We start from the raw sequence: 24,919 nt of genomic DNA on the forward strand, positions 1-24,919 counted from the left end.
GACTGCCGTGCCGGACCAGCGGGGGCGGCGCGGACCGAAGACAGACGGAAGAGGTAGATGACGTGACCGCGACGGTAGGCCAGCATGCGCAGGCCGCGGCCCGGGCGAGCGACGTGTGGAAGGTGTACGGCAGCGGCGAGGCGCAGGTCGTCGCGCTGCGGGGGGTCAGCGCGGAGTTCGAGCGGGGCCGGTTCACGGCGATCATGGGGCCGTCGGGCTCGGGCAAGTCGACGTTGATGCACTGCCTCGCGGGCCTGGACTCGGTGACCCGGGGCACGGTGTCGATCGGCGACACGAAGGTCACCGGCCTGGGCGACGCGGGCCTGACGAAGCTGCGCCGCGACAAGGTCGGCTTCATCTTCCAGCAGTTCAACCTGCTGCCGACGTTGACGGCGAAGGAGAACATCCTGCTGCCCCTGTCGATCGCCGGACGCAAGCCGGATCCGGCCTGGTACGACACGGTGATCGCCACGGTCGGCCTGCGGGACCGGCTGGACCACCGGCCGGCGCAGCTCTCCGGCGGCCAGCAGCAGCGGGTGGCGTGCGCGCGGGCGCTGGTCGCCCGGCCCGAGGTGATCTTCGCCGACGAGCCGACCGGCAACCTGGACTCGCGGGCCGGCGCGGAGGTGCTGAACTTCCTGCGCAACTCGGTGCGCGAGCACGGGCAGACCATCGTGATGGTCACCCACGACCCGACCGCCGCCGCGTACGCCGACCGGGTGGTCTTCCTCGCCGACGGGCAGATCGTCTCCGAGCTGATCGAGCCGACCGCCGACACGGTGCTGGACACCATGAAGAAGCTGGACACCCCCGCCGAGGTGGCGCGCTGATGTTCCGCGCGACCCTGAAGAGCCTGCTGGCCCGCAAGGTCCGGCTGATCCTCTCCGGCCTGGCCGTGGTGCTGGGCGTCATGTTCGTCTCCGGCGCGTTCGTGCTCACCGACACCCTCGGCCGCTCGTTCGACGCGATCTTCGCCGACGCGTACGAAGGCGTGGACGTCAACGTCGCCGCCAAGCCGAAGATCGACGGCAGCGAGGCGGAGGGCATGCCGGTGGTGGCTGCGCCGGTGCCGGCGGCCACCCTCGACAAGGTCCGGGCGGTGCCCGGCGTCGCCGAGGCCACCGGCGTGGTCGGCGTCGACGGGGCGCGGCTGATCGGCGGCAACGGCAAGGTGGTCGCCTCGTTCGGCCCGCCGCAGCTCGGCGAGAACTGGACCGGCGAGAGCGACCTGGTGCGGCTTCGCGAGGGACGGGCCCCGCAGGCCGACGACGAGATCGTCATCAACAAGGCGCTGGCGACGGCCGGCAAGGTGAAGGTCGGCGACCGGGTCGGCGTGCTGACCCTCCAGCCGAAGCAGGAGTTCACCATCGTCGGCGTGTTCGGCTACAGCGGCGGCCGGGACTCCATCGGTGGCGCCAACGAGATCATGTTCACCACGCCGGTCGCGCAGAAGCTGATGCTCGGCGCGCCGGACACCTTCAGCAACCTCTCGGTCACCGCCGCCGACGGGGTGTCCGACGAGGCGCTGCGCGATGCCGTGGCCGCCGCGGTGGGCGCCGACTTCGAGGTCAAGACCGGTACGCAGCTGTCCGAGGACGCGGCGGCCGGCATGAAGGAGGCGCTGTCCTTCTTCAACCGGATCCTGCTCGGCTTCGCCGCGGTGGCGCTGCTGGTGGGCACCTTCCTGATCCTCAACACCTTCTCGATCATCGTGGCGCAGCGCACCCGCGAACTGGCGCTGATGCGCGCCGTGGGGGCCAGCGGCCGGCAGATCATCGGCTCGGTGGTGCTGGAGGCCGTCGCGGTGGGGCTGGTCGCCTCGGTGCTCGGCCTCGGCGCGGGCATCGGCATCGGCGCGCTGCTGGCGTACCTGTTCAGCACGTTCGCCGGCGGGCTGACCCTGGCCGGGATCGGCGTGCCGCTCTCCGCCGTGGTCGGCGCGTTCTCCGTCGGTCTCGTGATCACCGTGGTGGCGGCGCTGCTGCCGGCGCTGCGGGCGTCGCGGATCCCGCCGATCGCCGCGATGCAGGACGTGGCCACCCCCGACCGCCCGCTGACCAAGGTCACCGTGGCCGGCGCGATCGTCACGGCCGTGGGCGGCGCGCTGCTGGCGCTGGGGCTCACCGGCAACGCCGGGGGCAACACCCTCGCCACCATCCTCGGCGGGGTGCTGTTCGCCTTCATCGGCGTGGCCCTGCTGACGCCGCTGATCAGCCGGCCGGTGGTGAGCCTGCTCGGCGCGCTCTTCGCCTGGTCGGTGCCCGGCAAGCTGGGCCGGCTCAACTCGGGGCGCAACCCGCGCCGCACCGCCATCACCGCCGCCGCGCTGATGGTCGGCATCGCGCTGGTCACCGGCGTGACGGTGATCCTGGACTCCGCGAAGAGCAGCATCGGCGGGCTCGCCCAGGACAGCCTGAAGGCGGAGCTGGTGATCGCCGGGGCGCAGAGCGGCCCCCGGCCGCCGAGCTTCGACCCGGCGGTGCTGGAGAAGGCCGCCGCGATCCCGGGGGTGCGCCTGGCCGACGGCGAGTACGGCGACCTGGCGATCGTCGGTGGCGAGCGCACCTGGGTGGCGGCGAGCAGTGACGTCGCCGCGCTGCGGCTGATCTTCGGGGCCGAGCCGACCGCCGGCGACATCGACCGGTTGGCGCCGGACGGGATGCTGGTCAGCTCCGACACCGCGACGGCGCGCGGCCTCTCCGTGGGGTCGAAGGTGCCGGTGCAGACGTCCCGGGGCGAGGCGCGCACGTACACCGTGACCGGCATCTATGCCAGTTCCCAGCTGACCAACCCGGTGGTGCTGCCGGCGGAGGCGGCGAGCGGCTTCGCCATCCCGCAGCCCATCCAAGGCTTCATCCAGCTGGCGCCGGGCACCCGGGTGGCCGACGTGCAGCCGCAGATCGAGGCTCTGCTGGCCGACTCCCCCGAGGTGTCGGTGGCCGACCGGGAGGCGTTCATCGAGCAGCAGACCGGTCAGCTCGACGGGCTGCTCATGATGATCCAGATCCTGCTGGCGCTGGCCATCGTGATCGCCGTGCTCGGCATCATCAACACCCTGGCGCTGTCGGTGCTGGAGCGCACCCGGGAGCTGGGGCTGCTGCGGGCCATCGGCCTGCGCCGGGCGCAGACCATGCGGATGATCACCGTGGAGGCGGTGGTGATCTCGGTGTTCGGCGCGCTGCTCGGCGTGGTCGTCGGCGCCGGCCTCGGCGCGGCCGTGGTCGAGGCGCTGCGCGACGAGGGCATCACCGACCTGGTGCTGCCCTGGACCCAGATGGGGATCTTCCTCGGCCTCGCCGCGATCGTCGGGGTGGTCGCCGCGGCGCTCCCGGCGGTGCGGGCCGCCCGGATCAACGTGCTCGGCGCCATCGCCCACGACTGATCCCGACGCACGACGAGGGCCCCGCCGGTCGGCGGGGCCCTCGTCGCCTCAGGCGTCGCTCGTCGCCTCAGGCGCCGGGCGGCGGCGCGCCGAGCAGGGCGGCCAGCAGCTCCAGGTCCGCGCCGGTCAGGCTCTCCAGCTGGTGTACGCCGTCCAGCGGCCCGATCGGCACCTCCGCCGGTACGGCCAGCACCGCCGCGCCGGCGGCGAGCGCGCTGGCCACCCCCGTGGGCGAGTCCTCGATCGCCACGCAGCGGGCGATCGGCACGCCGAGCAGCCGGGCGGCGGTCAGGTACGGCTCCGGGTGCGGCTTGGCCGCCTCGACCTCGTCGCCGCAGACGACCGCGTCGAAGCTGTCGCGCCCGAGGGTGTCCAGCGCCACCTCCACCAGGGGCCGGCCGCTGGAGGTCACCAGCGCCGTCGGGATGCCCACCGCCCGGACGGCCCGCAGCAGGTTCAGCGCGCCGGGGCGCCAGCGCAGCCCGGTGCGGAACAGCTCCAGGATCCGGGCGTTGATCCACGCCGCGCTGGCCTGCGGGTCGCGCCCCGGCTGGCCCAGGTCGTCGTGCAGGAGGCGCATCGACGCGGCCATGCTGGAGCCGATCATCGCCTTGCGGGCCGGATCGGAGAGGGTGCCGCCGTACTCCGCCGCCAGCTCGTGCAGCGCGACGTCCCACAGCTTCTCGCTGTCGACCAGGGTGCCGTCCATGTCGAAGAGCACGGCGGCGGGGTGGTGGCTGTTCAGCGGGTCCTCCCTCGGGTGCGTACCCCCGGATCCTCTCAGCCGCCACGCCGCCGGCGCGCGCCCAGGTGCCGCGGGGTGACGTGGCCGACGGGTTGCGCGCGGGCGCGAGACTCGGGACGACCGGCCGCCATCCACGGCGGCCCCTCGCCCGGAGGTCGCCATGCGCGTCCGATCCCTGGTCTCCCGGTGCACTTTGATACTGCTGGCCGCTGCCGCCGCGATCTGGCCGGCGGGGCCGGCCGCCGCCGCGAGCCTGCCGCTGGAGCGGTGCTACGACCTGGAGACCCCCCAGCACGCCGACGAGCGGGACTGGTTCGCGCCGGGCAACGTGCACACCGCGTGGCCGACGCCGGTGGGCATGGTCGACCGGGACGTGTTCCGGGTGTCCGCCCTGGGCCGGGTCCGCATCGACCACTGGGGCACCCAGAAGTCGATCGCCGGTGAGCTGCCGCTGGCGGGCAGCGGCTGGCCCGCGCCGGACGCGCCCCGGTACGCGCTGATCGCGAAGGTGACCTCGGGTTCCATGCTGGTGCTCAGCACCGGATTGTTCTACGGCTCGGGCCGGTGGTTTCCCGTCGGCGCCGACAGCGGCTGCATGCTCTACTACAACGCCGGTGCGCCGTCGCGGCTGGTCTTCTCCTTCAACGACCCGAACCTCGGCGACAACGGCGGCGGGGCCTCGGTGTGGGTGCGGCAGTGGTGGGGCGAGTTCTGACCGCTCAGGTGAGGCCGCAGGCGGCCAGGGACCGTTCGAAGCCGCGAAAGAACGACGCGGTGCGCTGCTCGGCGGTGCCGTGCGCGCCCTCGGCGAACCAGGGCTGGTCGGGTGCGTCGCCGACGGCCAGCAGCCCCTCGCGGAACTCCTCCAGGTCGCCGTCGGCGAGCCCCAGTGCCTTCGAGCGCACCGAGTCGCCGAGGTACGCCCCGGCCATGCAGTCGGCCTGCAACTCCTGCTGGATGGTGTAGGAGTGGCGGATACCGAGCCGGGCCTGGATGCCGTGCGCGTACTCGTGGCCGAGCAGGTAGAACACGAACGCGTCGCCGACCTGGCGGAACGCGCCCACCGACCATCTCACGTCGTAGGCGATGAAGTCGCCGGCCGAGCAGTAGACGGCGTTGTTGCGCGGCAGCGGCTGCCCGCCGCAGGAGACCTCCCCGGCGCGCTGGTACGGGACGATCCGGCTGATCGGGCGGAAGCGCTGCCCCGAGGCACGGAACTGGGCAGCCCAGTACTGCTCGGCGATGCTCTGCGCATCGGCGACGTCCTGCCGGAACTCCGCGACGCTGGTGGTGCCGTCGGCCCGGGTCTGCTCGGCGCCGGGCGAGGCCGGGGTGTCGGGCCGCGGCGGGGCGGGCTCCTGCCCCTCGGGGTCGGACACCCCACCGACCACGCAGCCGGCCGCCGCGACGAGGGCCACCAGCAGGCCGGCCAGCGCGCTTCGCGACCGGCCCTCCACGCACGTCGTCACAGTGCCCTCCCCGGCGTCGGCGTCACGACGTCCAGTACCCCGGCCGTGGGCCCGCCATGCCCGGGCACGATCCGGTGCGGCCCGGGCCGTCGCACGCAGCGGCGGTGGGGGCGGCCGGCGGGCGGTCAGGGGCTGGCGGCGAGGAAGACGAAGGCGGCGAGCAGCACCAGGTGCACGCCGCCCTGGAGCACGGTGGCCCGCCCCGGCACCACGGTCAGCACGCCGGTGACGACGGTCAGGGCGAGCAGGGTCACCTGGGTGCCGCCGAGGCCCAGCAGCAGCGGGCCCTCCAACCAGATCGACGCGATCGCTATCGCCGGGATGGTCAGCCCGATGCTGGCCATGGCCGAGCCGAGGGCCAGGTTCAGGCTGATCTGCACCCGGTCGCGGCGGGCGGCCCGCGCGGCGGCGATCGTCTCGGGCAACAGCACCAGCAGCGCGATGATCACGCCGACGAACGACGGGGGCAGGTTCGCCCCGGCGACGGCGGACTCGATCGCCGGGGACACCGACTTGGCGTCGCCCACCACGGCGACCAGTGCCACCAGCAGCAGGCCGAGGCTGAGCAGGGCGGCCCGGTCCGACGGCGGCTCGGCGTGTCCCTCCGCGTCGAGCACCCGGCCCTGGCTGTTGACGGGCAGGAAGTAGTCGCGGTGGCGGCCGGTCTGCACCATGACGAACAGGCCGTAGAGGGCGAGCGAGACCACGGCGGCGAAGGCGAGCTGCGCCGGGGTGAACTGCGGGCCCGGCTGGCCGGTGGTGAAGGTCGGCACCACGAGGCTCAGCGCGGCGAGGGTCGCCACGGTGGCCAGCGCCCCGCCGGTGCCCTCGGAGTTGAACACCGCCACCCGGCGGCGCAGCGCCCCGATGAACAACGACAGCCCGAGAATGCCGTTGCAGGTGATCATGACGGCGGCGAAGACGGTGTCGCGGGCGAGGGACTGCGTCTTCTCGCCACCGCTGATCATCAGCGTGACGATCAGGGCGACCTCGATGACGGTGACGGCCACGGCGAGCACGAGCGAGCCGTACGGCTCCCCCACCCGGTGGGCCACCACCTCGGCGTGGTGCACGGCGGCCAGCACCGCGCCCGCCAGCAACACGGCCACCACGACCACGACGGGGCCGGACAGGTCGCGCCCCCAGGTCAGGATCAACACCAGGATCGCCAGCAGCGGCGTGACGACGGTCCAGTCGGTCAGACGGGTGCGGAACAGCGCGGCCATGCCCCCACCTTCGCAGAGGCGACGATCATCCGGCCCCGGACCGTCAGTCCGGGTCCGGCAACCACGGCCCGAGCACGGCGGGATCGGCGACCGCCTGGCGTACCCGCGCACGCTCCGGTGCGGTCAGCGGGAGGGTCGCGAGCCGGCCGCCCCAGTCGGGCACCAGCTCCGGCTTGCCCAGCGCGAGCGACAGCTCGATCAACCCGGCCAGCGCCAACGCCTGTTCGACGGCCGGCGCCGCCTCGCCGTGCCGGCGCAGCCCCGAGTTGAGCGCCCGGAAGGCGGCCAGGTCGTCGGTCTTGAACTCGCGCAGGATCCGCGCGTTGTCGAGGACCCGGGCCAGCCCCTGCAACCGCTTCGAACCGCCGTACTCCAGCTCCGCCGGCTCGTCGCGTCGGATGGAGATGATGGTGTTCCCCGACGGATCGACGACGCTGAACCGCGACGCACCGGCACGGTAGCGGGTCATCCGGGGGCGTCCCGTGGCGAGCACCCTGCCGTAGGTGCGGCGCATCGCCTCGCTGAACGCCGCGTGGTAGGGCGCGACCTCGTCGACCATCACCAGGCAACCGCCGGTGTTCTCGGCCGACGGGTCCACGCCGCTCGGCGCGCCGCCGTAGTGCAGCTCGAACCCGCTCCACCGCAACGCCAGGTAGACGTACGGCTTCGTCTGCTCGTACGTGACCTCGAAATCGAGCGCGCGCCAGAACGCCAGGGTCTCCTCCACCGACACGCAGTGCAGCAGCGGCACCGTGGTCTCGTTCGGCTGGACGTGGTTCCCGGTCATCGTCGGCACCCACTCCCCGTCCGGGTCGACAGCCCGGCCATTGTGCCAACGTGCGTGGCGCCGCGCACGCCCCCGGGCGGGGCGAGGACGGGCGTGACCGGCCCCGCCCGACGGATGACGCCGGAGGGCCGGGGTGCGGGCTCAGTGCGCCGAGGTGGCGCCGAGTTCGACGAGGAGCACACCGCCGGCGATGAGGCCGATGCCGAGCATCATGACCTTGGTGAGCGGGTCGTTGAAGGCGAGCCGCGCGATGATCGCGGTCAGTGCGATGCCGGCCGCGGCCCAGACGCCGTAGGCGACGCCGACGGCCATGCCGGCGCGGAGGGCCAGGCTGAGGAAGACGAAGCACGTCACGTAGCCGCCGACGACGACGGGCGCCCATGCCTTCCTGCGCAGCCCTTCGGAGGCGCGCAGCGCCATGGTGGCGGTGACCTCGAAGGCGATCGCGGCGGCCAGGAAGACCCAGCTCATCGTGCCCCCTCGGGCTCGTGGTGGACGTCGTGCGGCGCGGTGTGCCCCGGTGCCGCCCGGTGGGAGCCGAGTTCGACGAGCAGGACCCCGGCGACGATGACGGCGAAGCCGAGTCCCATCACCCAGGTCAGGGCGTCGCCGAACAGCAGCGCGGCCAGCAGGGCGGTGAGGGTGACCCCGCTGGCGGCCCAGATGCCGTACGCGACGCCGATCGGCATGCCCTCGCGCAGGACCAGCGAGAGAAGGACGAAGGAGAGGGTGTAGCCGACGACGACAAGCGCGATCCACGCGGGGTGGTCGTTGGCCGCCCGCAACGCGAGGGTCCCGCTCACTTCCAGGCCGATGGCTCCGGCGAGGTACAGCCACTGCTTCACGAGTCGTCGCCTTCCACGGTCAGGTCTTCGCGGGCGACAGCATGACCCGACCGTGTCGATTGCGGCGAATCGCCCCTCGCCGCCGCCGCGGTGTCTCCACGATGTGAACAAGGTCGGACCCGATACTGAGAGGGGTAGTGCGCATGAGGCGTCGACGCAGCAGGAGGGTACCGCTGCTACAGGCGGCAGCGATGTCCCTGGCGGCGATGGTGGCGGCGGCAGCCGTCGTACGGGCCCGCCGCCGCCGCGCCGCGAACAACGCGGCGGTCGCTGGTGTTCCGGGCCTCGGGGACAGCGCGTTCGCCGATGCGGGCACTGGCGGGGTACCGGTCCCCGGCGGCGCGGCTGCCCGGGACAAGCGGACGGCGTCGCCGGCGGCCGCGACGCGGTGAGGACGGGGAGCGCCGCCCACGCCCGGGCCGGCACGTCGCCGGCCCGGCGTGACCAGGCGGCGCCCGCCCGCATCGAGGACGAGCGCCCGTCCCGGGCGCGGGCTGCGCCGGCAGCCGGGCCGTGACGTACAGTTCCGGGTCGGACTTGGCGTGGGCCGGGAAGACACGGCGCGGAAACGGGACGAGACAGCGACGGCATGACGGCGGACAACATCACCGAAACCGGCCACGGCGGCATCGACCGGAGCCAGCTGGAGACCTGTCTCAGCGTCTTCGAGGCGTTGGAGGACCTGCCTCCCGATCACCCCGACGTGGTACGCGTGCAGCGGGCCACCGCGCGGCTCTACAAGGTGATCAAGCAGCGCCGGCGCGAGGAGCGGCGGGACGCGATCGCGGCGGCCGACCGCGCGGTGACGGCGGCCACCGCCACCGGCGCGCCGGGCCGGATCGACGACGAGACCCAGGGGATCCCGCTCGCCTCCCCCACCGAGGGCACCACGGCCGGCTTCCTGCACAACCCGCGCGGCTGCTACGTCTGCAAGCAGCGCTACCGCGAGGTGGACGCCTTCTACCACCAGCTCTGCCCGTCCTGCGCGGCGCTGAACCGGGAGCGCCGCGACGCCCGTACCGACCTGACCGGCCGGCGCGCGCTGCTCACCGGCGGCCGGGCGAAGATCGGCATGTACATCGCGTTGCGGCTGCTGCGCGACGGCGCGCACACCACGATCACCACGCGGTTCCCGCACGACGCGGTGCGCCGCTTCGCGGCGATGCCCGACAGCGGGGAGTGGCTGCACCGCCTGCGGATCGTCGGGATCGACCTGCGCGACCCCGCCCAGGTGATCGCGCTCGCCGACTCGGTCAGCGACCAGGGGCCCCTCGACATCCTGATCAACAACGCGGCGCAGACCGTGCGGCGCAGCCCCGGGGCGTACGCCCAACTCGTCGCCGCGGAGGCGGCGGCCCTGCCGGAGGGCCCCCTGCCGGAGATCGTCACGTTCGCCAAGCCGGCCGGGCGGGGCGAGACGGCGGGCGGCCTGACCGCCTCGCCGCAGTCGACCCCGCTCACCCCGCACGCGCTCACCGCCCTCGCGCTGACCAGCGGCTCCGCCTCGCCGGAACGGATCGCGGCGGCCACCGCCATCGACGCCGGCGGCCTGGTGCCGGACCTCGACCCGGTCAACAGCTGGGTGCAGCGGGTGCAGGAGGTCGACCCGGTCGAGCTGCTGGAAGTGCAACTGTGCAACGTGACGGCGCCGTTCGTACTGGTCAGTCGGCTGCGGCCGGCGATGGCCGCGGCGAAGGCCCGCCGCAAGTACGTGGTGAACGTGTCGGCGATGGAGGGCCAGTTCGGCCGCGGCTACAAGGGGCCGGGGCACCCGCACACCAACATGGCCAAGGCCGCGCTGAACATGCTGACGCGCACCAGCGCCCAGGAGATGCTGACCGACGGCATCCTGATGACCAGCGTGGACACCGGCTGGATCACCGACGAGCGGCCCCACCCGACGAAGATGCGGCTGGCGGATGCCGGCTTCCACGCCCCGCTGGACCTGGTCGACGGCGCGGCCCGGGTGTACGACCCGATCGTCCGCGGCGAACAGGGCGAGGACCTGTACGGCTGCTTCCTCAAGGACTACGCGCCCTGCGCCTGGTAACCGACGCGTCACCAATCTGACACTATTGCCAACCTTCGATGGGTGTGTAAAAGTTCTTCACTGACTTCAACCTCGTGCAAGGAAACCTTCGAGGGAGACCGGATGAGAAGGACCACCACCTGGCTGCTGGGCCTCGCCACCACGGCGGGGCTCACCGTCACGCTCGGCTCGGCGGCCGTGGCCGAGTCGACGCCGGCCCCGCAGCCGCAGCCGCAGTCCGTGGCGGTGTCCGCCGTCGGGCCGCAGCCCGGCACCTTCGTCGGTAAGGGCTTCGACACCTGCACCGCCCCGTCGCAGTCCGCGATGAACGCCTGGCGGGCCAGCTCGCCGTACCGCGCGGTGGGCATCTACATCAGCGGGGCCAGCCGCACCTGTGCGCAGCCCAACCTGACGGCGACCTGGGTCACCAACCAGGTCGCCAACGGCTGGCGGCTCATCCCCATCGAACTCGGCTACCAGGCGCCCTGCGGCACCCGCGCGCCGAAGATGTCCGCCGACCCCGCCACCGCGCGCTCGCAGGGCCGCACCGCCGCCGACAGCGCCGCCAGCGCCGCGCAGGCGCTGGGCATCGGCGCCGGCAGCACCATCTACAACGACATCGAGCACTACCCGACGACCGCGTCCTGCCGGGCCGCCGTGCTGTCGTTCCTGTCCGGCTGGGTCGAGCGGTTGCACACCAAGGGCTACCTGGCCGGCGTGTACTCCAGCGGATCCTCGGGCATCAGGGACGTCTGCCTGGAGTACAACAACGCGAGCTACACCAGGCTGGACCAGATCTGGATCGCCTGGTGGAACGGCGTGGCCGACACCGACGCCGGAAGCTACTGCTCCGACGCCTACTACGCGAACCACCAGCGGTTGCACCAGTACGCCGGGGACGTGACGGAGACCTGGGGCGGCGTGACGATGAAGATCGACCGCAACTACCTGGACGTGAGCACGTCGCAGCAGCCGCCCCCGCAGCAGTGGACCACCACCATCGACAACACCACGTCCGGCCGGTTCACGGCGGGCGCCAACTGGAGCACGTCGTCGTACTCCGGTCAGCGCTTCGGCACCGACTACCGGTTCGCGAACCCGACCTCGGCCAGCGACGTCGCCTGGTACCAGGCGAACATCCCCGAGACGGGGACCTACGAGATCTCGGTCTGGTACCCCGCCGACCCCGGATACAACGCCCAGACGCCGTACGTCGTCGCCACCGCCTCGGGCAACCGGTCGGTGTCGGTCGACCAGCGCGTCAACGGTGGACGGTGGGTGTCGATCGGCGTCTTCACGCTCGCGGCCGGCGACGGCAACAAGGTCGGGGTGAGCCGCTGGACCAGCGGCAGCGGCTACGTGGTCGCCGACGCGGTACGCATCACCCGCGCCTGACCGTACGGCTGCCGGGGTCAGCGTCGATCCGGGTAGTTCTCGCCCAGTTCGATCTCGGCCCGTACGGCGAACTCGCGCAGCCTGGTGATCGCCTCGGCGGGCCCGCCGGTGGCCTGCACCATCGCCGACTGGGCCAGGATGATCAGCGCCTCCACCGCCTCCTGCGGCCGGGGGTTGACCAGGGCGGCGACCTGGCCCATGTCGTCGTCGAAGTAGGCGAGCAGGATCCGGCTCGCCAGCCCGATGGTCCGGGCGGTGTCCCCTGCGAGGTCGTCCGCGCCGCTCGGCGTCACGTCCCGCGCCCCGCCCCACGGCGCCCTCCGGTGGTCGGTCACGCCCGGCCGGTCACCGGGGGCCCGAGGGTCTCGCCCTCGACCAGGGTGCAGGGCAGCAGCCGCTGGTGGTCGCTGTCGCGGCCGTGCAGGATGTCGTCGAGCACCGCGATGGCCTGCCAGCCCATCTCCCTGCGGGCGATGTGGAAACCCGTGAAGTCGAGGTCGGTCTCGGCCTGTCGGGTGGGATCGCCGAGGGCCACCAGGGACAGGTCTCCGGGCACGGACATGCCCCGGGCCCGGGCCGCCTCGGCCACCGCCACCGCCTCGACCAGTTCCTCGCAGAAGACGGCGGTGACCCGGGCCGCGCACAGTGCGTCGAGCAGCTCCGCCGTGGTCCTGTCGCCGACCGGTTCGTGCCGGCCGTCCACACCGGTCTCCCGGGCCGCGGCGGTGAAGCCGGCGAGCCGGTCGGTGGCGGACTCGGCCCCGGTGCCCGCGCCCACGTACGCCAGCGCCCGGTGTCCGAGGTCGACGGCGCGGTGGACGAGGGCGGCGGTGGCCCGGGCGTAGTCCGCGCCGACGTAGGGCACCGGACCGCCCGCCCCGGACGGCAGGTGGGCGTCGTCGCGTCGACCGACGGAGACGAAGGGCATGTCCCCGGCGACCATCCGGGCCAGCTCGTCGCGGGGGATCTCCCGACCGAGCAGCACGCAACCGTCGGCGAGCCGGATGCGGTTGTTGTCGTGGAAGATCCGGCGGCTGCCGCCGCTCACGGGGGCGCTGGTGAACAGCAGCAGGTCGCACCCGATCTTCTCCGCGCACGCCTCGATGCCGGACATGAACGGGTGGTAGAAGTTCGCGCTGGTGCTCGGGAACACCGACTCGTAGGTGAACACGCCCAGGATCTGGTTGTGCTGTTGCAGCAGCCGCCGGGCGAGCGGGTCGGCGACGTAGCCCGTCTCGCGGATGACGCGCAGCACCCGTTCCCGGGTCTCCGGGGCGATCCGCCAGGCCGCCTCGGTCCGGTCGTTGAGCACGAGCGACACCGTCGTCTGACTCACTCCGGCCATCCGCGCGATCTCGTGCTGCGTCAGCCTGCCCCGCCCTGCGGACACGGATATCGGCCACCTTCTGAGCATCACGTATCACCGATGGTTGTCGCGGAGGATGCTGCCCGGCCCGCGGAACCGGTGTCAAGGGCCGGCGGACGCAGTAATACGTATTACGGCCTCCGGCGGTATTGACCCGGGCCTCTCGCTGATCCAAGACTCAGCGCATCCCCCGGCAACGCGAGGAGCCGACATGCCTGATCACACCCTGTCCCGCCGTGGCCTTCTCCGGGCCGCCGGCCTCACCGGCCTCGCCGGCGCCGGCCTCACCGCCCTCGGCCCGCCGGCGCACGCCCGACCGAAGACCCCGCGGCTCGGCACGATCGCCCTGGTCCCGCTCGACGACCGGCCCTACACCTGGTACGCCCCGCAACAGATCGCCACCGGCGCCGGCTACGCCACCCTCCTGCCGCCTCGGGAGACCCTGGGGCGGCACTTCACCCCCGGCGACGGCCGCGCAGTCGGCCAGTGGCTCACCTCGTCCACCACGCAGGCGGACGCGCTGGTCGTCGCCCTACCGATGCTCGCCTACGGGGGACTGCTCAACTCCCGCAACAGCTCCGTGGCGGAGGCCGAGGCGTTCGCCCGGCTGGCGGCGGTACGGACCGTCCGACAGCGCCGCCCACACCGGCGGCTCTACGCCTTCGACACCATCATGCGGCTCACCCCCGAGGGGCCCTGGCGCAACGAGCTGCGGGCCTGGGCCACGGTGAAGGACGAGGTCGACAACCTCGGGATGGTGGAGAAGCGCCCGCAGCTCGACGCGCTGGAGTCCCAGATCCCGGCCGACGTACGCGACGACTACCTGGCCACCCGGGCGCGCAACCACCGGATCAACCTGACGATGATCGAATGGGCGGCCGAAGGGATCTTCGACTTCCTCGTGGTGGGCCAGGACGACGCCACCGGCCACGGCCTGCACCGGCCCGAGTCCCAGGCGCTCGCCGCCCGCATCGCCGAACTCGGCGTCGGCGACCGGGTGGTGATCTACCCGGGCGCCGACGTGGTGGCCGCCCTGCTCATCGCCAAGATCGCCGTCCGGGACGCCGACGTGCGCCCCCGGGTCAGCGTCGAGTACTCCCGGGTGTCGGGCGAGGAGTGGACCGCGCCCTACCAGAACATCCCGTACGCACAGCTCGTCAGGGGCTACGTCGACATCCTCGGCGGGACGGTCGTCGACCGGCCGGAGCAGGCAGACCTGGTCCTGATGGCCAACACGGGCGGCAGTTCGGCGTCGGTGGCGCCGTTCGCCGACCGACTGGTGGCCCACGTCCGGGCCGGACGCCTCGTGGCGCTCGGCGACGACGCCATCGCCGGGCACTCCGACCGGCGCCTGCTGTCCCTGCTCAACGGCCGGATCCGGTACGTCGAGCTGGCCGGCTACTCCGGCTGGAACGTCGGCATCAGCCTCGCCCAGGCGACGTCCCGCTGGGGGCTGCGGCAGCGCTCGCTCCGCGGTGACCTGCCGCCCGGCGCGCCCGGCACCGTCGGTGAGCCGGTCCCGGCCGCCCGGCGGGCACTCCTGCACGACGCGGCCCGAGCCACCATCGAGTTGTCCGTCTCGGAACTGGTGCAGACCGACTCGTACCGCGCCTCGAACGTCCGCACCGCCACCACCGCCTACGCGTCCGCGCTGGGTGAGCCGGACCCGCAGAACATCGCCACCCACTTCGCCGAGATCAACGCCTACGCGGTCGACAACACCGTCCCGCACGCGGAGAAGCTGTTCGCCGACGAGTTCGCCGGGGCCACGCTCGCCCTCGGCAGCGACGGACGGGCGCCGATGACCGCCCGCGTGGACCGGGTCGACGCCTGGCACATCCACCTGCCCTGGAACCGCACCGGCGAGATCGCCGCCGAGCCCCGGATCGTCCTGACCCAGGATCGGGGGACACGGTGAGGGCGCGGGCGGCCGCGCTGCTGGCCGCGCTCGTCGTCGCCGCCGCGACCCCGGTCCCGACCGCCCCGGCCGTCGCCGCCACCCCGGTCCCGCTCGTCGACAGCTACTTCGACTGGCTGGTGGCCTCGCACGACGGGGTCCGCAACGGGTTGCGCCGGGACATCGAACACGTCCACGGCGACCAGCTCGTGATCGCCAGCAGGAGCTGCACCACGGCGAGCCCGTGCACGATCGGCGGGCCGCGGCAGAGCACCGCCGCCTGCACCTCGCTCCAGTTCATCTCGGTCTACCTCGACCAGCGGGCGGCGTACGAGCAGCGGTCCCTGTCGAGCGTGGAGACCGGTCTCATCGACGAGTTCGCCGGCGCGGTGCTCGCCCACCGGCTCGCCAAGGACCCGAACGCGCCGAAGATCTTCGACGACGCGGTGGCGAGCACCCCGGACGGCCAGATCCGCTACTTCACCTCGTTCGGCAACGCGGCGTGCGGAGAGGCGCTGCTGGCCGCCCACCAGGCGACCGGCACCGCCGGGTACCTCGACGCGGCCGTCGGCATCGGCGAGTTCCTGCTCCGGATGCAGGACCCACGCGCCCACTACCTGACCTACGGCGTGCACCCGTTCGTCGACGCACTCGGCCAGCCCACCACCCCGCCCGGCGGCTACGTCGACCAGATCTCCAGCTGGAGCAACCTCTACTCGACGATCTCCACCTGGAACCTCACCGCGATCGCGTTCATGCAGCGGTTGCAGACGGCCGTCGCGCCCCCGGACAACCGGTACGGCCAGTCGGCCGCCACCGCCCGGCAGTTCCTCACCACGGGCCTGCAACTCGGCGCGGACTGGTACACCTTCGACTTCGACTCCCCCGCCACCAGCCAGAACCGGGTGGTCGCGCAGAGCGCGTACCGCGCGGACTGCCGCGACAACCGGTGGCACCGCAAGGGCTCCTGCACCTACACCGACGGCCAGATCGCCGGCGGGACCCTGGGCACCGACATGATCGAGTACGGGCTGGCCGGACTCTACGACCACGAACGCCAGCTCAACGGCGCCAGCTCCGCGGCTGCCGCCGTCACGACCCTCTACACCACGTACACCAGCCTCCCGGGCTGGCACACCGCCTCGGCCAGCGACCCGCTCGACTGCGTCGACGACACCGCGGCCGGGGCCGTGGACCCGTACTACCCACCGGACAACCAGGGTGCGACGCCGACGGGGGACGCACGCGACTACGACCCGCACCTGTCCTTCGGCGGCTTCTTCCGCCTCACCCCGCCCAACGAGAACGCCGAGGCGAAGTACTACGACATCGTCGGCTTCGGCATCCTCGCCGAGCTGCGCGAGGAGCTGGTGCCGGCCAAGTTCGCCGCGGGCTACCAACGGTTGCAGCAGGCCGACCGGCAGGACGCGCTCTACGCCCTGCTCGACCGGTCGCTGGCCGCGATGTTCCTGCCCACCCGCGACGCCGACGACCTCGACGGTGACAGCGACACCACCGAAAACCTGTGCAAGGGCACCCGGGGCACCCTCCCGGTCGCCCACAACGGCCTCGGCATCCTCAAGGCCGTCGGGTACGCCGGCACCCGGTGAGCGCGCCACCGATCCCCGATGACCTCGTCCACCACCATGACGAAAGTGAACCGATGCGTCGCACCAGACGACTGACACCTCGCACCCTCAGCGTGGTCGCCACCGCCGCGGTGGCCCTCACCTTCGCGGTCGCCCCGGCGGGGACCCCGGCCGCAGCCGCCGCGCCGCCGGCCAACCTGGGCCGGCTCGCCGTCGTACCGCTGGACGACCGGCCGTTCACCGCGCACACGCCCGTCGCGGTCGCCGAGGCCGGCGGACACGAGGCGCTCACACCCCCGGAGGACCTGCTCGGCGAGTACTTCACCTACGGCCAGGCCGACGCGGTCGGCGCCTGGTGGCGCAAGGCCGCCGCCGACGCGGACGGCTCGGTCGTCGCGGCCCCGATGCTCGCCTACGGCGGCCTGGTCGCCTCCCGGACCTGCGAGACCAGCCTGGCCGATGCCCGGCGGCGGCTCGCCGTGCTGGACGAGGTGAAGCGGCGCAACCCCGACAAGCCGCTGTACGCGTTCGACGTGATCATGCGCCTCACCATCGAGCCGACCAGCAGCTACCCGGGCATCCACTCCGGACCCATCCGCCGCTGGGCGGTCCTGATGGACCAGGTGGAGAACCTCGGGCAGGAGGAGCGCCGGGCCGAGTACGAGCAGGTCGCCAGCGAGATCCCCGAGGAGATCAAGGCGGACTTCCTCTGTGCCCGGGCCCGGGACCACCAGATCAACCGGGACATGATCGAACGGGTCGCCAAGGGCACCATCGACTACCTGATCCTCGGCCAGGACGACGCCACCGAGCACGGCCCGCACCGCCTGGAGAAGGCGAGCCTGGCCGCGCTCACGGCCCAGCTCGGGGTCCAGGACCGGGTCAGGATCTACCCGGGCGCCGACATCCTCGGCGCGCTGCTGGTGGCCAAGCACGTCACCGAACGGCTCGGCGCCGCCCCGACGGTCGACGTCGAGTGGTCCCGCACCCCGGGCGAGCAGTGGGTGGCGCCCTACCAGGACGTCCCCTACGCCACCCTGGTCGACGAGTACGTGCGTACCCTCGGCGCGAGCCCCTCGGACGGTCCCGACGCCGACATCCTGCTGATGGCGAACACCGCCGGGGGCGGAAACCTGGAGCCCTTCGCCGACCGGATCCACGACGCGGTGGCCCGGGGCCGGCTCGTCGCGGTCGGTGACGACGCGCTGGCCGGCAAGGTGGACGCCGAGCTGCGGTCGCTGCTCGCTCCCCGGATCCGGTTCGGGGAACTCGCCGGCTGGTCCGGCTGGAACATCGGTCTGTCGATCTCCCAGTCGGTGGTCCGCGCGGCGCTGTTGCAAGCGAGCCGGACCGGACGCCTGCCCAATTTCCCGGGCAGGTCGAAGGGGATCCCCTTCCAGCAGGCGCGCCAGGCCATCCTGCTGAACGCCGCCACCGCGCACGTCGAGTTGACGCTGCAGGAGCTGGCCCACACCGACGTCTACCGCAACCAGGTGCTCAGCCAGGTCCAGGCGTACGCCCGGGACAACGGCGACGATCCGCAGTACATGACGAAGGTGTTCGAGGGCGCCAACCAGCTCGCGGTGCAGCGGACCAGGGCGCTGGCCGACCAGCTCTTCGCCGACGAGTTCGCCGGCACCCCCCTGCGCGCCGGCAACGACGGCCGGCACGAGGTGACGGCGGTCGTGCACCGGCTGACGTCCTGGCAGATGACGCTGGCCTGGTCGCGCTACCAGGAGCTGGAGGCCTTCCCCACGCTCGCACTGAGCACGGCCCCCACCGATCGCGGTGCGCTGCTCACCGTCTCGGCCCTGCCCCTGCGCACCACGGTCCGGCCGGACTCGGACGTGGACACCCGGATCACCACGGTGCTCCGCAACGACGTCGGCACGCCGGTGACGGCACAGCTCAGCGCCGTCGTACCCGAGGGGTGGGTGGCCCCGGCGCCGACCGAGGTGCGCCTCGCGCCGTTCGCGGTGGTGGAGGTTCCGTTGACCGTGGGGGTACGCGGGCTCGCGGCCGAGCAGAGCGCCACCGTCAGGGTCGACGCCCCGCACGGCGTGCTGCCGGACCAGCCCCGCCAGTTCACCGCGAGCGCCACCACGACCGTCGGTGCGGTGTGGCGCAACGTGGCGTTGGCCGCCGAGGGCGCGACGGCCAGCGCGTCGGGCTGGTGGCGGCAGTACGTGCCGGCGCACGTGATCGACGGCAACCGGGTCAGCTCCGGTAGCCGCTGGATCACCGATCCGGCCGACAGCCACTGGCTGCGGGTCGACTTCGCCGGTGCGGAACTCGTCGACACCGTGCGGCTGCACCAGTACGGCGGGTACGAGCTGACGTCGTACCGGATCTCCGGCCTGGTCGACGGCACCTGGCGGGTGCTCGACGAGGTCACCGGAAACACGACCCAGGTCACCACGCACACCTTCACGCCGGTCCGCGCGACCGCGGTCCGCCTCGACGTCCTCGCCAGCCGGGACCGGCAGGCCCGGCTCTACGAGATCGAGGTGACCTGCCGCGCCGCCTCCTCCGGCTGACGCCGACACCGCCGAGGCGGCGTCGACACCACCGCCGCGACCGGGTCCGGTCACCGGGTGGCTTCCCGCCCCCGGCGACCGGACCTGCCGGCGGTACGCGTGCCGCCGGCCGGCGCGGCGCAGCGCCGTACGCGGCAGACGGCCGAGGGCACCGGCTTCGACCCGCGGGAGCACGACACTGAGTCGCGGCGGGTGCACGACGCCCAGAAGAAATCGATTCCCTGCCATATAGGATCTCAGGGCCGGCCACTCTCGGGCGGCGGGCCGCAACGGACGGTGGTGCTCGTGCGGTCGCATCCGGGGGTCCGGTGCGGGACCGGGCGCGCGACACCGACAGGGGACGACCGCATGACGACCATCTATGACGTGGCCCGGGTGGCCGAGGTCTCGGCGTCGACGGTGTCCCGGGTGCTCAACGGGCACTCGTCGGTGGATCCGGACCTGGCCGCGCGCGTACGCCAGGTGGTGCTCGACCTGGACTACCGGCCCAACGCGGTGGCCCGCAGCCTGCGCCGGCAACGCACCAGTCTCTGGGCGGTGATCATCTCCGACATCGGCAACCCGTTCTTCACCTCGCTGGTGCGCGGCATCGAGGACGTGGCGCAGGAGGCGGGCTTCTCCGTGGTCCTGTGCAACGGCGACGAGGATCCCGAGAAGGAGACCCGCTACGTGACGGCGGCCCTGGCCGAGCGGATGGCCGGCGTGATCATCTCGCCGTCGGGACGGCCGGCCCTGATCAACCGGCTCACCGAGGCCGGGATGCCGGTCGTGGCCATCGACCGGCAGCCGCACGGGGTGGCCGTGGACACCGTGCTCGTGGACAACGTCCACGGCGCCGAGACGGCCACCGCCCACCTGATCGACAGCGGCTACCGCCGCATCGCCTGCGTCACGGGACCGCGGCGGATCTCCACCGCCGTCCAGCGGCTACGCGGATACCAGCAGGCCCTGCGCGCCGCCGGCCGGAGCGCGCCGGAGGACCTGGTCCGGTACGCCGACTTCCGGGAGGACGGCGGCTACCGGGCCATGGCGTCCCTGCTGAACGCGGCCGAGCCGCCGGACGCGGTCTTCGTCACCAACAACCTGATGACGGTGGGCGCGGTGGAGTGCCTGGTCGACCGAGGCGTCGCCGTGCCCACCCGGTGCGGCGTGGTCGGGTTCGACGACATTCCCTGGGCCCACCTGGTGCGACCCTCGCTTAGCACCGTCGCGCAGCCCACGTACGACCTGGGACGGGCCGCGGCGTCGCTGCTCACCGAGCGGATCGCCAACCCCGCGAAGGCGTCCTCGACCGTCACCCTGCGGACGACCCTGCGGATCCGCGAGAGTTCGGTCCGGTCCCTGCCGGACGGACAGCCCGCGGCCGGCGCGGGTGGGCCCGCCCGGGCCCGGTGAGCCGGCGGCGGGACACCCGCCCGGTCACAGCGCCACGTCGCCGCACAGGTGCACCCGCACCCCCATCGCGTCGAGCATCGCGGCCTTGACCCGCAGGGCACGGTCGGCGGCGTCGACGTCGTCGGCGTAGACCACGTTGACGTGGTTGGCCTTGTGCCGGGCCATCAACTGGTCGCGGCCCACGCCGTGCAGCACGGCGTGCATGATCGGCCACTGCGGCGTGGTGGCCCGCAGCCGACGCCGCGTCTCGGCGGCCGGCAGCTCGACCACGGTGCCCCGGCCCAGGTCGGCGTGCAGCACCCCGTCCATGATGAAGATCCGTGACCAGACGATCTCGCCCGGCCGGGAGACGCCGCTGAGGGTGCCGCCGCCCAGCGGGAAGTACATCGGCGGCTGCCGCATGCTGTACGACCGGTCGTAGCCGCCGTTGTGCGAGGCGGGCACCGAGCCGGAGATCTCGAACACCCAGACGAAGTCCGGCCCGTACGACTCCCCCCAACGGATGTCGTGCAGGGTGGTGGCCGGGTCCATCCCCATCGCGGTCCAGATCCGGTTGGTGACCAGCGAGTCCACCGCCACGCCCTCGTCGACCTCGTTGAAGTGCGGCAGGGCCCGCCCCGCGTAGAGCTCGCGCGTGCCGTCCCGGCTGGTGACCGGCGGCCGGGACACGTCGTTGAGCAGCCCCTCGGCCAGGTCGCTCGCCGGCACGGTGTCCTTGAGCCCCTGCTGGTACTGGATGCCGACCGCGTCCAGGCCGAAGTCGTCGGCGATGCGCAGCGCGGCGACGTACATCTTGAACTGGCTGTGCAGTTGGGCGTCGGTCAGCTCGGTGGCCTCGTCCGTGCCGGTGTGGAAGGTCATGCCGGCCGCGTCGAGCCACGCCCGCACCGCGTGCGCCTCCTCGTCGGACACCCGCGACATCTCCGCCACCAGCGCGCTCTGCGACAGCCGCTCCTTGTAGACGCCGAGCGGGTTGAGCAGCTCGTCGTCGATGATCGCGTTGTACATGCCCATGCAACCCTCGTCGAAGACGCCGACGACGGCCGGCCGGCGCCGCAGCTGGCGGGCCAGCGCCACGCCGAGCGCCACCTCGGGGTCGGACGGCAACGGCGGCAGGTCCCGCACGTGGCTCTCGTCGTGGACCACCTCGCCGGTCTCCAGCCAGACCTTCAGCCCGTCGCGCGCCCACTCGTCGGTGAAGTCCTCGCTCCACAGCGCCGAGTACCGCACGCCCGCCTTGGTGAGGCTGCCGGCGAGGTTCAGCAGGCCCACCAGGCCGGGGAACTCCCCGCTCCAGTTCGCCACGAGCAGGATCGGGCCGCGGTGGGCGCGCAGCCCGGCCAGCACGTGGTGGCTGTACTGCCACACCGCCTCCACGACGACGAGCGGGGCGTCGACCGGGATCCCCTGGAAGACCTCGATGCCGGCGCGCTGGCTGCCGATGAAGCCGTGGCCCGCGCCGGCGTCCACCGGATGGGCCCGCCGGGTCTGCCAGCCCAGGGCCGTCACCGCGTCGGCGAGGTCCGCCTCCAGGCGCTGCTGGGTCGGCCAGCCGGTGACGTTGGCGGCCGGCCGCAGGTCGCCGCTGGCGACCGTGTAGACCGTCCGGGGGGCGGCGGCCGGCGGGTCGACCAGCACCGGCATGGTGTAGTTGTTCACGGGTTGACTTCCTCCACTGGCTCGTCGGTACCTGGCTGGGGCGGGGTCGCGAGGCGCGTCTGCCGGGCGGCCAACGTGTGGGCGACGGACTTCGAGCCGGCGTAGAGCTGCTGGTACAGCCCGTACAGCTCCGCGTAGTCGGCGGCGAGTGCCGGGCGCGGCTCGCGGACCTCCCGGATCGGGTTCCACCGGTGGATGTCGACCCGCTGCACCGCGCCGGCGGCGAGGAACGCGGCGCCGTAGCTCGCGCCGATGGTGACCGACGGGATGTGCTGCGCCCGGCCGGTGACGTCCGAGACGATCTGCGTCCAGAGGTCGCCCCGGGTGCCGCCGCCCACCGCCACGACGCGGCGGATGTCGCCGCCGGCCGCCTCGATCGTCTCGATGTTGTGGCGTACGGCCAGCCCGGTCGCCTCCAGCGCCGCGCGGTAGATGTCGCCGCGCCCGTGGGAGAGCGTCAGGCCGGCGATGACGCCCCGGGCGTCGGGATCGAGGATGGGGGTCCGCTCGCCGGCGAAGAACGGCAGCATGAGCAGGCCCCGCGCGCCCGGCCCGGACCGCTCGGCCAGGCGCAGCAGCTCGGGGTAGTCGGCGGCGTCGAACAGCTCCCGCAACCAGCCGGTGATCGCCCCGGAGGTCGCCATGCCGCCGGCCAGGTTGCGGGTGCCCGGCAGCGCGCCGACCGTGCCCCACAGCGACGGGCTGGTCAGCGGGTGCGGCACGGTGTGCACGAGGAACATCGTGGTGCCGTACATGAGCATCAGGTCGCCGACGCCCTGGGCGCCCACGCTGACCGCCTCCGACCAGGCGTCGATCGTTCCGGTCACGACCGGGGTGCCCGGCGCCAGCCCGGTGGTCGCGGCGGCCCCGGCGGTGACCGTCCCCGCCACGTCGCCGGGCCACCGCAGCTCGGGCAGCTCCAGCCCCGGGGCGATCTCGTCGGCCCAGGGGCGGTACCAGGTCTGCGCCGCGCTGTCGTACAGCGGCGTGCACTGGCTGGCCGAGTGCTGGTCGAGCAGGTACCGGCCGGTCAGCCGGTGAACCAGCCAGGAGCTCGGCATGAACAGCCGCCGGGCCCGGGCGAACAGCTCCGGCTCGGCGTCGGCGACCCAGGCGACCTTCGCCCCCGCCGCCTGGGTCGACAGCGTCGAGCCGCACCGGCGCAGGATCTCGTCCGCGCCGAAGCGCTCGGTCAGCCGGGCGATCTGCGGCGTGGACCGGGTGTCGACGCCGTAGAGGACGGCCGGGCGCAGGGGCGTGCCGGCGGCGTCCGTGAGCAGCACGCACGGCCCCATCCCGCTGGCCCCGACCGACACCACGTGGGCGTCGCCGGGGGCGAGCAGCTCACGGGTGAGGGCGACGAACTCGTCCCACCAGACGCGGCCGTCCATCTCCACCCAGCCGGGTCGCGGCCGGTCCACCCGGTGCTCCCGGACGCGGGAGCGCAGCACGCGCCCGGACAGGTCGACGAGGACGCCCTTGCTGCTGGACGTGCCGATGTCGACCCCGAGCACCGCGGCCACCGTCATGCCAGGTCTCCCCCGCTCTTCCAGGTCCGGGGCGTGGCCCGCCGGGCCGCGCCGGCTCGGCGGTCAGGCGACGCCACCGAGCTTCGCGTACGTCTCGGCGGCGTTCTCCTTCGTGACGCGCATCGTGTCGAGGGTGGTGGTACGCGGGACGTCCTCGGCGCAGTCGACCAGGATCCGGCGGGCCAGGTCGACGGCCTCCCGCCCGCCCGTGGCGTACTGGAAGGTGGCCGCCAGCCGGCCCTGCTCGACGGCCTTGATCCCGCCCGACGGCACCGGCAGGGCGTCGATGCCGGTGAACTTCACAGTCGTGTGCAACCCGGCCGCCTTCGCGGCCAGGTACGCGCCCTCGGCCATCGGGTCGTTGTGGGCGTACACGGCAGCGGCGTCGGGGTGGGCCTTGAGCAGCGCGTCGGCCACCGACTGGCCCTTCTCCCGCAGCCAGTCCCCCGGCTGGGAGGCGACGACGTCGATCTTCGGGTTGGCCGCGATGCCCTCCCGGAAGCCCTGGGCGCGTTCGGCCGCCGGCGTGGAGCCGGGCAGCCCGGCGATCTCGATGACCTTGCCGCCGGCCGGCAGCAGCGTCGTGGCGTAGAACTCGCCGGCCGCCCTGCCGATGGCGACGTTGTCCCCGCCGATGAAGGCCGTGTACGCCTCGCCCTCCACCTTGCGGTCGAGCACGATCACCGGGACCCCCCGGTCGTACGCCTTGCGCACCACCGCGGTCAGCGGCTTGGCCTCGTTCGGCGAGATGACCAGCAGGTCGATCTTCTGGGTGAGGAAGTTCTCCACGTCGGCGACCTGCTTGCTGTTGTCCTGCGCCGCGTCGGCGACCACCACGGTGAACCCGGGGACGGACCTCGCCGCCGTCTGCACGTCGTTGTTCATGACCTGCCGGTAGGGCTCGGCGTTGTTGGCCTGCGACATGCCGATGAGGAAGTCCTTGCCGGCGCCGCACTTCGCGGCCGTGGCGTCGCCGCCGTCGGACGGCTTCTCCACGCTGCACGCGGTGGAGGTGACGAGCGCGCCGGTGCACAGCAGCGCGATAAGGACGGTACGGGTGCGCATGATG

General features: G+C 73.0%; 20 protein-coding genes. 9 read left to right on the forward strand and 11 right to left on the reverse strand.

What is annotated here, in order from left to right:
• Positions 1 to 62: 62 nt before the first annotated feature.
• Both ACGFNF_RS15715 and ACGFNF_RS15720 read left to right on the forward strand, forming a co-directional pair.
• Positions 63 to 830, forward strand: a complete 768-nt coding sequence (locus ACGFNF_RS15715) for an ABC transporter ATP-binding protein (protein ID WP_393168464.1) — start codon at positions 63 to 65, stop codon at positions 828 to 830.
• Positions 830 to 3,382 carry an ABC transporter permease gene (locus ACGFNF_RS15720; RefSeq protein ID WP_393168466.1) on the forward strand — a complete coding sequence of 851 codons (2,553 nt, stop codon included), beginning with the start codon at positions 830 to 832 and terminating at the stop codon, positions 3,380 to 3,382. The genes ACGFNF_RS15715 and ACGFNF_RS15720 overlap by 1 nt, the downstream gene beginning before the upstream one ends.
• Before the next feature lie 67 nt (positions 3,383 to 3,449).
• Here ACGFNF_RS15720 and ACGFNF_RS15725 read toward each other — a convergent pair whose 3' ends face one another.
• Positions 3,450 to 4,103: an HAD family hydrolase gene (locus ACGFNF_RS15725; protein WP_393168468.1), complete on the reverse strand. Its 654-nt coding sequence runs from the start codon at positions 4,101 to 4,103 to the stop codon at positions 3,450 to 3,452.
• 184 nt (positions 4,104 to 4,287) lie between these two features.
• Here ACGFNF_RS15725 and ACGFNF_RS15730 point away from each other — a divergent pair, with 184 nt between their 5' ends.
• Positions 4,288 to 4,842 carry a hypothetical protein gene (locus ACGFNF_RS15730; RefSeq protein WP_393168470.1) on the forward strand — a complete coding sequence of 185 codons (555 nt, stop codon included), beginning with the start codon at positions 4,288 to 4,290 and terminating at the stop codon, positions 4,840 to 4,842.
• A gap of 4 nt (positions 4,843 to 4,846) precedes the next feature.
• Here ACGFNF_RS15730 and ACGFNF_RS15735 read toward each other — a convergent pair whose 3' ends face one another.
• From ACGFNF_RS15735 to ACGFNF_RS15755, 5 genes are all read right to left on the reverse strand, one after another.
• Entirely contained in the window at positions 4,847 to 5,725 is an 879-nt protein-coding gene (locus ACGFNF_RS15735; protein WP_393168639.1) for a neutral zinc metallopeptidase, read from the reverse strand.
• A complete protein-coding gene (locus ACGFNF_RS15740) occupies positions 5,722 to 6,822 on the reverse strand; it encodes a calcium:proton antiporter (protein ID WP_192581366.1) in 1,101 nt (366 codons plus the stop codon). The genes ACGFNF_RS15735 and ACGFNF_RS15740 overlap by 4 nt, the downstream gene beginning before the upstream one ends.
• A 43-nt stretch (positions 6,823 to 6,865) precedes the next feature.
• On the reverse strand, positions 6,866 to 7,609 hold the full coding sequence (locus ACGFNF_RS15745; protein ID WP_393168472.1) for a glyoxalase: 744 nt from the start codon (positions 7,607 to 7,609) through the stop codon (positions 6,866 to 6,868).
• A gap of 141 nt (positions 7,610 to 7,750) precedes the next feature.
• Positions 7,751 to 8,080, reverse strand: coding sequence for a DMT family transporter (locus tag ACGFNF_RS15750; RefSeq protein ID WP_393168474.1), 330 nt, complete (start codon positions 8,078 to 8,080; stop codon positions 7,751 to 7,753).
• Positions 8,077 to 8,454, reverse strand: coding sequence for a DMT family transporter (locus ACGFNF_RS15755; protein WP_393168476.1), 378 nt, complete (start codon positions 8,452 to 8,454; stop codon positions 8,077 to 8,079). The genes ACGFNF_RS15750 and ACGFNF_RS15755 overlap by 4 nt, the downstream gene beginning before the upstream one ends.
• A gap of 589 nt (positions 8,455 to 9,043) precedes the next feature.
• Here ACGFNF_RS15755 and ACGFNF_RS15760 point away from each other — a divergent pair.
• Positions 9,044 to 10,504 carry an SDR family NAD(P)-dependent oxidoreductase gene (locus ACGFNF_RS15760; RefSeq protein WP_393168478.1) on the forward strand — a complete coding sequence of 487 codons (1,461 nt, stop codon included), beginning with the start codon at positions 9,044 to 9,046 and terminating at the stop codon, positions 10,502 to 10,504.
• Between the two features lie 102 nt (positions 10,505 to 10,606).
• Positions 10,607 to 11,878 carry a glycoside hydrolase domain-containing protein gene (locus ACGFNF_RS15765; RefSeq protein ID WP_393168480.1) on the forward strand — a complete coding sequence of 424 codons (1,272 nt, stop codon included), beginning with the start codon at positions 10,607 to 10,609 and terminating at the stop codon, positions 11,876 to 11,878.
• A gap of 17 nt (positions 11,879 to 11,895) precedes the next feature.
• Here ACGFNF_RS15765 and ACGFNF_RS15770 read toward each other — a convergent pair whose 3' ends face one another.
• On the reverse strand, positions 11,896 to 12,213 hold the full coding sequence (locus ACGFNF_RS15770; protein WP_393168482.1) for a hypothetical protein: 318 nt from the start codon (positions 12,211 to 12,213) through the stop codon (positions 11,896 to 11,898).
• The gene (locus ACGFNF_RS15775) at positions 12,210 to 13,292 is read right to left on the reverse strand and encodes a LacI family DNA-binding transcriptional regulator (protein ID WP_393168484.1); all 1,083 of its coding nucleotides are present in this window, start codon (positions 13,290 to 13,292) and stop codon (positions 12,210 to 12,212) included. The genes ACGFNF_RS15770 and ACGFNF_RS15775 overlap by 4 nt, the downstream gene beginning before the upstream one ends.
• 163 nt (positions 13,293 to 13,455) lie before the next feature.
• Between ACGFNF_RS15775 and ACGFNF_RS15780 the strand changes: the two genes are divergently transcribed.
• The 4 genes from ACGFNF_RS15780 to ACGFNF_RS15795 all read left to right on the forward strand — a co-directional run bounded on the left by ACGFNF_RS15780 (position 13,456) and on the right by ACGFNF_RS15795 (position 20,662).
• Positions 13,456 to 15,162 carry a DUF4127 family protein gene (locus ACGFNF_RS15780; protein WP_393168486.1) on the forward strand — a complete coding sequence of 569 codons (1,707 nt, stop codon included), beginning with the start codon at positions 13,456 to 13,458 and terminating at the stop codon, positions 15,160 to 15,162.
• Positions 15,159 to 16,751 carry a hypothetical protein gene (locus ACGFNF_RS15785; RefSeq protein WP_393168488.1) on the forward strand — a complete coding sequence of 531 codons (1,593 nt, stop codon included), beginning with the start codon at positions 15,159 to 15,161 and terminating at the stop codon, positions 16,749 to 16,751. Before ACGFNF_RS15780 ends, ACGFNF_RS15785 begins: the two co-directional genes overlap by 4 nt.
• Positions 16,752 to 16,804: 53 nt before the next feature.
• Positions 16,805 to 19,267, forward strand: coding sequence for a DUF4127 family protein (locus ACGFNF_RS15790; RefSeq protein WP_393168490.1), 2,463 nt, complete (start codon positions 16,805 to 16,807; stop codon positions 19,265 to 19,267).
• 348 nt (positions 19,268 to 19,615) lie between these two features.
• A complete protein-coding gene (locus ACGFNF_RS15795; RefSeq protein ID WP_393168492.1) occupies positions 19,616 to 20,662 on the forward strand; it encodes a LacI family DNA-binding transcriptional regulator in 1,047 nt (348 codons plus the stop codon).
• 24 nt (positions 20,663 to 20,686) lie between these two features.
• Here ACGFNF_RS15795 and ACGFNF_RS15800 read toward each other — a convergent pair whose 3' ends face one another.
• The 3 genes from ACGFNF_RS15800 to ACGFNF_RS15810 form a co-directional block, all read right to left on the reverse strand.
• The gene (locus ACGFNF_RS15800; RefSeq protein ID WP_393168494.1) at positions 20,687 to 22,321 is read right to left on the reverse strand and encodes a fucose isomerase; all 1,635 of its coding nucleotides are present in this window, start codon (positions 22,319 to 22,321) and stop codon (positions 20,687 to 20,689) included.
• On the reverse strand, positions 22,318 to 23,850 hold the full coding sequence (locus tag ACGFNF_RS15805; RefSeq protein ID WP_393168496.1) for an FGGY-family carbohydrate kinase: 1,533 nt from the start codon (positions 23,848 to 23,850) through the stop codon (positions 22,318 to 22,320). The genes ACGFNF_RS15800 and ACGFNF_RS15805 overlap by 4 nt, the downstream gene beginning before the upstream one ends.
• 63 nt (positions 23,851 to 23,913) lie before the next feature.
• Complete coding sequence (locus ACGFNF_RS15810; RefSeq protein ID WP_393168498.1) at positions 23,914 to 24,915, reverse strand: substrate-binding domain-containing protein; 1,002 nt, start codon at positions 24,913 to 24,915, stop codon at positions 23,914 to 23,916.
• Between the last annotated feature and the right edge of the window lie 4 nt (positions 24,916 to 24,919).

Origin of the sequence: Micromonospora sp. NPDC048868 (assembly GCF_043198195.1) — a bacterium.
GTDB classification, from domain to species: domain Bacteria; phylum Actinomycetota; class Actinomycetes; order Mycobacteriales; family Micromonosporaceae; genus Micromonospora; species Micromonospora reichwaldensis.

What these genes read in the sequence shown, in the direction of transcription:
- ACGFNF_RS15775 (WP_393168484.1), bottom strand. Translation starts at nt 13,292, where the DNA reads ATGCTCAGAAGGTGGCCGATATCCGTGTCCGCAGGGCGGGGCAGGCTG.
- ACGFNF_RS15720 (WP_393168466.1), top strand. Translation starts at nt 830, where the DNA reads ATGTTCCGCGCGACCCTGAAGAGCCTGCTGGCCCGCAAGGTCCGGCTG.
- ACGFNF_RS15795 (WP_393168492.1), top strand. Translation starts at nt 19,616, where the DNA reads ATGACGACCATCTATGACGTGGCCCGGGTGGCCGAGGTCTCGGCGTCG.
- ACGFNF_RS15730 (WP_393168470.1), top strand. Translation starts at nt 4,288, where the DNA reads ATGCGCGTCCGATCCCTGGTCTCCCGGTGCACTTTGATACTGCTGGCC.
- ACGFNF_RS15765 (WP_393168480.1), top strand. Translation starts at nt 10,607, where the DNA reads ATGAGAAGGACCACCACCTGGCTGCTGGGCCTCGCCACCACGGCGGGG.
- ACGFNF_RS15805 (WP_393168496.1), bottom strand. Translation starts at nt 23,850, where the DNA reads ATGACGGTGGCCGCGGTGCTCGGGGTCGACATCGGCACGTCCAGCAGC.
- ACGFNF_RS15760 (WP_393168478.1), top strand. Translation starts at nt 9,044, where the DNA reads ATGACGGCGGACAACATCACCGAAACCGGCCACGGCGGCATCGACCGG.
- ACGFNF_RS15780 (WP_393168486.1), top strand. Translation starts at nt 13,456, where the DNA reads ATGCCTGATCACACCCTGTCCCGCCGTGGCCTTCTCCGGGCCGCCGGC.
- ACGFNF_RS15750 (WP_393168474.1), bottom strand. Translation starts at nt 8,080, where the DNA reads ATGAGCTGGGTCTTCCTGGCCGCCGCGATCGCCTTCGAGGTCACCGCC.
- ACGFNF_RS15810 (WP_393168498.1), bottom strand. Translation starts at nt 24,915, where the DNA reads ATGCGCACCCGTACCGTCCTTATCGCGCTGCTGTGCACCGGCGCGCTC.
- ACGFNF_RS15790 (WP_393168490.1), top strand. Translation starts at nt 16,805, where the DNA reads ATGCGTCGCACCAGACGACTGACACCTCGCACCCTCAGCGTGGTCGCC.
- ACGFNF_RS15740 (WP_192581366.1), bottom strand. Translation starts at nt 6,822, where the DNA reads ATGGCCGCGCTGTTCCGCACCCGTCTGACCGACTGGACCGTCGTCACG.
- ACGFNF_RS15745 (WP_393168472.1), bottom strand. Translation starts at nt 7,609, where the DNA reads ATGACCGGGAACCACGTCCAGCCGAACGAGACCACGGTGCCGCTGCTG.